The sequence below is a fragment of the Wolbachia endosymbiont of Nasonia oneida genome, from assembly GCF_009012935.1.
GTDB classification, from domain to species: Bacteria; Pseudomonadota; Alphaproteobacteria; order Rickettsiales; family Anaplasmataceae; genus Wolbachia; species Wolbachia pipientis.
Map to the genome: position 1 here is coordinate 1 of NZ_QESS01000028.1, position 9,197 is coordinate 9,197.

At 34.3% G+C, this 9,197-nt stretch carries 4 protein-coding genes; 2 read left to right on the forward strand and 2 right to left on the reverse strand.

Translation table 11 applies throughout. The annotated features are described in order from the left end of the window. Nucleotides 1-186: 186 nt before the first annotated feature. The gene (locus DEF52_RS05685; RefSeq protein ID WP_151808101.1) at nt 187-2,139 is read right to left on the reverse strand and encodes an ankyrin repeat domain-containing protein; all 1,953 of its coding nucleotides are present in this window, start codon (nt 2,137-2,139) and stop codon (nt 187-189) included. A gap of 1,023 nt (nt 2,140-3,162) precedes the next feature. Between DEF52_RS05685 and DEF52_RS05695 the strand changes: the two genes are divergently transcribed. Both DEF52_RS05695 and DEF52_RS05700 read left to right on the forward strand, forming a co-directional pair. Continuing rightward, nucleotides 3,163-4,224 (forward strand): ankyrin repeat domain-containing protein, encoded by a 1,062-nt coding sequence (locus DEF52_RS05695; protein WP_151808102.1) that lies wholly within the window; start codon nt 3,163-3,165, stop codon nt 4,222-4,224. Between the two features lie 524 nt (nt 4,225-4,748). Further along, nucleotides 4,749-6,152, forward strand: a complete 1,404-nt coding sequence (locus DEF52_RS05700; RefSeq protein ID WP_151808103.1) for an ankyrin repeat domain-containing protein — start codon at nt 4,749-4,751, stop codon at nt 6,150-6,152. Nucleotides 6,153-6,638: 486 nt separating this feature from the next. On the opposite strand, the gene DEF52_RS06190 is transcribed toward DEF52_RS05700, so the two are convergent. After that, nucleotides 6,639-9,197: cytoplasmic incompatibility factor CifB (locus DEF52_RS06190; RefSeq protein ID WP_151808104.1), on the reverse strand; the 2,559-nt coding region annotated here is incomplete at its 5' end.

Consider the following 9,197-nt stretch of genomic DNA (forward strand, 5'->3'; position numbering starts at 1 on the left):
CAGCGCTATATCCAACCTTTCGGCTCTCAGCCGATAGTGGTTGAGTATAAGAAAAAATCTTATTTTGATTACTACGAGTAGTTCTATAAAGCAAATTAATTGTAAAAAAGAGCGAGTGATTTGTGTAGAGCTTAAGACAATTCGTTTCTTAGATTGCTAATTATCTTAGTTAATATTTAATACCTTCTACCTAGCAATTTCTTCCCTAGAAACCCTTCTTAATTCTTCACGTTCTGCCCATGAAACCTTTTTGTTGTTAGACTCGCTTATTACTTCAGGACGCATTAATCCACCAGATCTTTCAAAATATCCCTGTTCAATAGCATCGTAGACCCAGTAGTTACCAAGCTCGCAATCATTGCCTAACTCTTCTTCGCAACCTTTGAATTTTTCTAATATTTCCTCTCTATTACTCACTTCTACTATAATTTTGCTTTTATTCTGTATGTCAGGATACAGCCTAACGTCTACATTTCCCAAACTAGTATAGAAAGTTAATACTACATCGCTGCCTTCTGTAAGATCTGTGTAATTCCTTATGCCATCTTCAGTTTTAATTTCTACTTCACTATTACCGATCTTTACTATATTTCTTCCACACTTTACATCCCCATCTGTTAGACCTAAATCCCTTGCCCCATCTGTTATCTTTATAATGTCTATTTTACTATCTTTAGAATATTCTAAGTAAAAAACGGAGTTGTCTACTCTTGCATCTTTTAGCTCGCTATTGGTTGCACTTTTTGCGATTTCAATAAATTTATGAGAATTGCTAATATAATCTCTATAAGCTTTTTTTAGGTTAGTTTTATGCTCTTTAAATTCTGATGTCAGTGTGTTAGCATCAACTGTATTACCAAACACTGCCCCTTTTGATACTAATTGACATATTATATTACTAGCAACTTTAGGATTTTTTTCCAACTCACTGATTTTTTTCATCACATAATCGGTAAAAGTGTACTCATTACCTGAAAAGAAATCTTGTGAAAGAGAATAGTTTAATCGTACACCAGACTTTATAGCATCGTTTACAATCTCTTCAAGTTCAGCCATGTTTTGAGCCTGAAATACCTTATCAGAAAACTCATTTAACTTTTCCTTTTGATTTGAGGTTAAATTAACGAGTAATTTACTGACCTGTCCTTTCTTTTGCTGACGATAAATAATATTTTTATCATAATCTAATGCTCCTGCTTTTAGAAATATTTTTCTTAACTCTTGAGCAAGATCTTCATTATCCCAAGCAAAACGATCAACATACGAAAACACTTTTGATTCACCCATTCCTTGCCGAATATTTAGCACCACTTTTAGGTCTGAGTCTCTTTTATGCTTACTTAAAAACTCCTTTAAATTTTTAGTGCAGTCTGAATCACACACAAGTAAGTCATACAATTCCTTATTCATCTTTTTCTGTTTATCAGTTAAGAATAATTCTTCTATATTATAGCAGAGTTTATTAGTTGCTATTTGTTGTGGAGTTTTGCCCTTTCTACTTGTTATATTAGGGTTAGCTCCTTTTAAGAGAAGAGAGTTTGCATTATCGTAATGACCTATGGCAGCAGCAATGTATAATGGTGTTTTTCCTTTGTTATCTTGTATATTAGGATCTGCACCTGCACCTAAAAGTAAATCTATAGCCTGATTTCCTGTACGACGAAATCCACCAATATTTGCTCCTGCAATTGCATGCAATACTGTTGATTGAGATTCTCCTCTTCTGAGATTAAGAATTACTTTTAAATCTTTATTGTTTTTATTATCATGTAAAAATTCTTCAAGGGGCTCAGTATTATCAAATGAACCACAGTTAGAAGCTAAACATTTTAGAGCACTAAGCAACTTTTTGTTTAAATTTTTTTGACTTGGCGTAAGATCGTGATCTAGAGCAAACCAAACACAAATTTGCTCGCTTAGTCCAAGTTTGCTATCAACTAAAGAAGGTAGTTCATTATGATTTCTAACTGATGGTAAATCTCCTGAGTACCACATATCATTCATCAGCTCATTTAATAAATGTTCTTTAGATGATAGATGTTCTATAATGGATTCATATTCAATATCATATAGTTCTGGTTTGGATTTTGGTTTTAGTAGATTGATGATAGATTTTACCATCCCAGTAGACTCACCCATACTTACCCTTTAAGCTAAGATATATGATATATTGTATGCGATATGTAACATTAAGTCAATAACCATAATCTTTTTACTACTCACGTCGTTAAGCTTTTGTTAAGTTTTTATGGTGAGTAATAATGGAGTATATAGAGAGGTTAAAAGTTGCTTATGACTCCAAGTTTTAGCCAGTTTTACTATAGATCAACAAATTTGAGAAGCACTAGCGATATTTAATATATAGGAATATGATGCTTTAAAGGAGTGCAAAAACTGCTGAAGCTTATACAGTAACCTGCGGAGCCACTTCAGCAGAATAAACAAACACATGCCAGTATTAGTAGAGAATTATTTATAAGTCAACTAACTTTTTAAAAAATATTTTAGTGAAGATACCATGCTAGCTAGTGTTATAAAGAATTGAATTATTGACTCTTCCTAAGATTGCAAAAAAGGTCGTATATTTGTGAGAACAAGCCGCGTAAAAATAAGGTTATAAAAATAGAAGATTTAAATTATTTCAATAAGCTTAGGCAAAAAAGTTCGTATGTAGATATGGATGAAATGGGCTAATATAGCTAGTTTTAGCGTATAGTTAAATTGTTATATTAAAAAGTTCGTATGGTACATATGGTAGACCAACTGATCCCAAAAAAACTTGTTCTCACGCTTGTTATTTTAAGTTGCTGAAAGTGGTTGTATCGGTTAGGTTATTAGTAATATATTTTACTAAATTAATACCAATTCATTTGAGGATAAAAAGGAAAACTAAGGTAAATTTATAGCAAAAAAGGTTTGTGCTCATCTTATGACAAAGATACAATAGAAACTCTCATGGAAAAGAGGCAAAGATTGTGGAAGTATATAGAAAAAGCTTTATGACGCTCAACGAAAAAAGGGAGGCGTTTGGCTTGCTGATGTTGCAGGTGATGATGAATTGAATTAAAAATTTTATATATAATGTAAGTGTAGTAATATTAATAAATATCAAATATTTATACTGCATTATCATCTAGCATACTAACAAATTAGAGGTAATTTATGAACGAAATACAACAAAGAGAGTTAAATGAACAACTTTTTAATGCTGTTGTACAGGGTAATATAGGGCAAATTGAGGAGTTAATAGTAGCTGGAGCAGAGGTTAATGCGGTAGATGAGGGTGAAAAAGCTTTTTCACGTCTTTCTGCTTTAAGTAATACAAGGGAAAGAGGGGTAGTAGAGGCAGCGAATATTCAGCAACTTAGACTCACTCCTTTACATTATGCTGTTTTAAGTGGCAGAGAGATGGTAGAGCTTTTAATCGAAAAAGGGGCAAATATTAATATGGTAAGTGAAGATGGACCTACTCTTTTACATTATGCTGCTGCTTTCAGTGACAAAAGAGAGGTGGTAGAGCTTTTAATCAAAGAAGGGGCGAATGTTGATGCGGTGGATGATAATGGCAATACTCCTTTATTTTCTGCTGCTTTAAGTGGCAAAAGAGAGATGGTAGAGCTTTTAATCGAAAAAAGGGCGAATGTTGATGCGGTGAATAAGGTTAAAAATACTCCTTTACATGCTGCTGCTTTAAGTGGCAAAAGAGAAGTAGTAGAGTTCTTAATCGAAAAAGGGGCGAATATTAATGCGGTGAATGAGAGTAAAAATACTCCTTTACATGCTGCTACTTTAAGTGGCAAAAGAGAAGTGGTAGAGCTTTTAATCGGAGAGGGGGCGCATATTGATGCGATAGATGATAATGGCAATACTCCTTTAAGTTGGGCTGCTGAACATAGCCAAAAAGGTGTGATAGAGTCTTTACTTGAAAAAGGAGCGAATATTGATGTGATAGATGGTGATGGCAATACTCCTTTAAATTGCGTTATTATCTCGAATAAAATAGACAATGCTGAGTTAATAGTAAATCACATAGCAAAACTGGAAGCTACTGGCTTATATGTCAGTCCAGAGAATATACAACTTAAAGCTCAGATAATGCCAGAAATAGAAAAAAGAATATTTCTACATAATCATAAACCATTGATTGATGCTTTATCGACGCATTATGGAAGTAATTTTCAAGCAATGACATTTACTGGTATAAAGAACAGGAGTACGAAATAATACACTAATTTACTTTGTAGACTTCGAAGATGTTACAACAAGACATGTTCCTACACTGAAAGTCAAGACATTTGCAGAGATGGTTAAAAATAAAGATATAAATAGTAACCTTGAGTGCCCAAGCACTGAACAAACTCAAGGAGCTAGTCAGTCTCTTAATTAAAGAAGGATACATGGAGACCTGCTGCGAAAACAAGAAGAGGTGTTCCTCGCTTGTATGAAGTATTTTTAAACGTGGTTTTTTTAAAGATCATAATTACCACAAAAACTGGGCTTTCCTTTTGCAGCAGGTCTTAAGCCTCCGCAGCGGACCTTCCGATTCCAAAGCAACTTCTTCTCTGTTGCATTTATTGGTTTGTGGAATAGTAGAAATATTGTTTTAATATCTACATAAAGACATACATATAATTAAGAAAAAGACAGAAGAAAAGAATATAAGAAATTAGAACTGACAAGCAAAAACTTGCTTTTTTATTAAATACGTGTACAATTTAGGCATGTGTTTTTAATTTTGAGGTATAGGTATGATAGACTTTATGAAGAATGAATTTGAAATAATATTGCAGGGGATAGAGGAAAATCCAAGTATATACAGCAATAACACAACTACAAGAATAGCAAATGAATTACAAGAATATAATTCAAGAAGGTCAAGCGAAATTAATGAATCTAGTGAATCTATTCACCACAAAATGCAGCTATTGGATGAAAACTATAACAGAGAGACACAGTTATTGAGTGAAAACTATGGCAGAAAGATACAGTCGTTAAACTACCAGTACAATAGTAAATTGTTACAGGAGCTGCATAACAATGCCAATAGTAGTAAATCCAATTATGATTCTAGACATGCTATACCTGATTATGATTGGGAATATGAAAGGTATAATAATAGTTTGAAAGATAGCGAAGCAAAATTTAATATGGAATTCAAGAAATATGAGAATGAGCTCAGAGAGTTAGAGCAGGAGCGTTGTAGTATAAAACATATAATGCATGAATGTAATCAGTGGAAAAAACATGGGTTTGATATAAATTACATTTTCAAAGTACAAGATGATTCTAACCATACAAAAGAATATACATTATTACATTTTGCTGCAAATTTTGGGGATATAAATGTTACAAAATTACTGTTAGAAGGAGGAGCAGGTGTTGATATAAAAGATCAAAACGGAAATACTTCTTTGCACTTATCCGCATCCAATGGCTATATAGACATAGTAGAACTTCTAGTGAAAGAAGGATCAGACCCTAATGTAGTGAATAAAGACGGAAATACTTCCTTGCACTTAGCTGCTGCAAATGGCCATATAGACATAATAGAACTTCTAGTGAAAAAAGGATCAGATCTTAATGTAGTGAATAAAGACGGAAATACTCCTTTACATAGTGCTTTCTATAATAATTGCACAAAGGTAGTTAAGTATTTAATAGGAAAAGAACCAAGTATGAAAGAAGTTGTAGAGCATCTAGTGAGGTGTGTAGTAGAAGATAGAGCACATACGTTACTAAAAGGTCGTACTCCTTTACATTTAGCTGCTATTTATGACTGCACAGAAGTAGCAGAGTCTTTACTGAAAAAGTGGGAAAATCCTTTGTTAAAAGACACTAATGGTAAAACTCCAAGAGAGTTAGCCACAGATGAAAGTTTAATACAGCTTTTCGGGGAAGCAGAAATAAAACAACAAGAATATAATGCAACCAAGTGGGGTCTTGTTAGTGGCGGATCAACAGCAGTATTAGGTATAGCTGCGACAACCATTTTTGCAACAGTATTTACAATTGGATTTCTGCCTATAGTAGGGGCGGTTGCTGCAGCCACAACACTTGCGTTAGCGGTTGGTGGGACTACATATATGATATTAAAGCCCAGTGCTAAAATAGAGAGAATCGAATGTGAAGAAACATACATCTGCAGAACTTAGGCTTGTTGAAGTTTAGCTCCTTGTGTATGGAATATGCAACTACTATCGGCTTGATGTGCATCCCCAAAGTGTAGTGGTATGGGCGGTATCTGACTCATAGACGTCGTTTCAATTATTAAATATGTTAAAGTACAAACATGAATGAGTTAGAAAAAGTTTGTTCAAGCTATATGAAAAAGTGAAAAATCTAGGGGTAGTGTGCTGCAAGACCTACCCATTCCAAAAAAAAATTGTTCTCACGCTGGCTGGTTTTGGTTGCTGGAAATGGTTGCATCGTTTAAATTTATTAATGTTATACACTACCAAATTAATAGTTGCTCATTTAAGAACCTCCTTCAACTTTACCCAACTCGACACATATACTTTTTGAAACATTGCTGCAAGTAGAAAAAAACAGGTTACCCACCTTAACTTCTTTAAATTTGCTCACAATCTTTACTTGATGCATAAGGTTTTTGTTACACTCCTTTCATCTACCGATTACCTCTACCTACCGCCTTTACCTTGGCTAAGGTCAGAAACACGACTAGCTTCAGGACTTTCTAAGCTTGACTGTGGCAGGTCACCAAAATTACTGGAATCACTAACACCAAGCGATATAGGTGCTTCTACTGGTCCACACCCTCCTCCCACTCTGTGATATCCTAATTCTAGATAAGTACGTAGTAATGGATCAATTTGTTCTCTATTTTGAATGTATGCTTGCAATTGCACATCTTGAAATCCCGGATTATTCCTGAATAATTGCGAAATGCCCACTCTTATGTTCTGAAAGTAATTTCTATCTCTGTTTGGGTGGCCTCTTCCAAGAAAATCGCGTATTATATTTATGATATTCTGCACTTGCCCAACAGGATTTTCGTTTAGAACTCGATTAATATCACTAGCATTTTCTAATGCCCATAAACCACAATTCCAACCATCTGTTTGCTGACTAACAGAAACATTATTAATCCTGATATTATTTCCTAAGTTATTTTGAATGATATCAGTAATACCACCTGGAACAGCAGTAGCAGTTGAATCAGCATAGTACCCAACATAGTTCCCATTTTGACGTTCAATCACTAGTGTAACCCAATGAGTATTATTTAAAGTAATGATTAAAGTTAAACGCTGTTGTTTTTCATTTTCCCTAAATTGATTTAATACTCTAACAATGTGCTCGTTACCGTCATTCCTTGCCAAATTAGCTACTTCAAAAGTGTGATTACCTTCAGTACGAAGCTGATATCGCAATCTTCCAGCGTGAGCTATATCAATTTGTTGAAGCCAGTAATCATAATGTCCATTTCTCGTCGCAAATTCTAGCGTAAGTAGATCATTTACTTCTATCCCTTGATTTCTAAGAATATCTCTTATTTGTCTTCTTATCTCTTGTGCTGTAGGAATGGAATTATCACCTCTCCTTATTCTTGACTTTAATGTTTCTATTACCTGTGCTCTAGTACCTTGCAAGTAACTAAATGGAACGTGCAGATTATCATCTATATCAAGCAAAAAAATCGAGTTCTGTCCTGGTTTTCTTTCCGTGTAAAAGCGCCTGAAATTTTCACGAGTCTGATCTGATAATAGACCCTCTGGTGGATTTTCATCAATAACACTTTCAGGTCCCACTAATACTCCTGGTCTTGAGTCACGACCACCACGATCAAGTCTATGTACATACTCTTCTCTTCCTATTCCTTCTGGAATAGATATAAGACCTTCTACTCTCTCTGCACCTGCATTAAATATAAGAGGAAGTAAAACCACCTCATTTCCAGAAGTAATAGGCACATATCCTCTCTGCTTGTTTATAAGTTCTTTTATTTGATCTTTTGCGTTATTCTCCTTTTGTATTATTTCTTCTGCATTACCAGCAAATCTTAATATATATCCAATTGGATGAGTATCTGCTGTAGGTTGCCTTAATAATAAAAGGTCTAATCTCTGTTCTGTAATTCTTGTGAGTATTGCCCTTTCTCCTTCTTCTTCCTGACCCCTTTTCAAACTATATGTTTGACCAACTTTATACATAGCAAGCACTTTATAAGGATTATCACTAGCATAAAATGTACCATGTAGTATAGAACGAAACTTATCCTCACTATTAACATTTATTGCGTCCCTAAGTGGCATCAATATTCCAGAGATCTCTTGAAACAGCTCTCCATGATGACCTACATCTTGCCAGCCATCATTCATAACCCTTTCTGAAATACCATGTACATTTTCAGCATTAGGTACTTGTGCAAGATCACCATCAAGAAAATTATTTGCATTATTATTTTGGTAATCGTGATATAAACCAAGGTCATTTGGTTGATCAATATCTAGCTCAAATTGGTCATTAAGTGTGCATGAAACTTCCCATACATGAACATTATTTCCATTAATATTAAGATTTTCTAAATTGATTGCTCCTTGTTGTTGTGCATCGTGAGCTCTAATATGAAGTATAACTATATCAGAACCTTCAGCATGAAAGACCATAGTTAAACATCTTAAACCCTCATCACCATGTCTAAATATGTATTTTGTTATAGGTGCTTCGTCTTCTTCTTCTAGTTCTAAAGGGTGCCTATCAAAAGCACTACTTCCAAAAGTAAAACCAGTTATACAATCAAATACTCTGTTATAATTATCTGCATTTCTTGGTATTTCACCAGGAAGATGTTGAAGCAAGAAATCTCTAATATTCTCTCCAACCTCTTCATCTTCTATATACTCAAACAATCTTTGTACTAAAGGAAATCTATCCTGTTGAAGCCCTACTGTATCAACACTAAAAGGATCTAGATTTAAATTAAAATTTAATCCAACACAGACAGTATTTCTTGATTCAGTATGGATAGGTATAAATGAAAAAACATGCAATCTTTCAGCGTGACTTCTGGCGCGGTTTAATGCAATATCAGACGATGTCCTCCATCTAGTAACATTAATAACGATAGGAATGTTTTCTCTCTCTGCCTGATGACATATAAGAAAAGCAACATATGAATTTCCAGGAGACAACTCAACCACTATCGGCTGAGAGCCGAAAGGTTGGATATAGCGCTG